The sequence below is a fragment of the Candidatus Cryosericum septentrionale genome (genome assembly GCF_003570995.1).
Taxonomy (GTDB): domain Bacteria; phylum Caldisericota; class Caldisericia; order Cryosericales; family Cryosericaceae; genus Cryosericum; species Cryosericum septentrionale.
In genome coordinates this window covers 32,420-32,670 of the sequence record NZ_QXIY01000047.1, presented here as the reverse complement: position 1 = coordinate 32,670, position 251 = coordinate 32,420, and the positions used below count along the sequence as shown (strand labels likewise).

General features: G+C 61.4%; 1 pseudogene. It reads left to right on the top strand.

What is annotated here, in order from left to right:
* A pseudogene (locus SMC1_RS10780) lies at positions 1-251 on the top strand (ABC transporter ATP-binding protein); the annotation flags it as partial.

The window sequence follows — 251 nt, the reverse complement described above, 5'->3', positions numbered from 1 at the left end:
AAGGCGGTGGTTTCGTTTCTGCCGGATGTGAACCATCTCGACCGGTGGATGTCGGTCGGCGAGGCAGGTGACTTCTATGCGGACTTCTACCTCGACTTCGAACGGAAGCGGTTCGAGGAGCTGCTTGCCATCATGTGCCTCACCCCCGGCCAGAAGATCGGCTCTCTGTCCAAGGGGATGGTCGAGAAGGCGAGGGTGTCGCTGGTCTTCTCACGCAGGGCACGGCTCTACGTCCTGGACGAGCCCTTCGG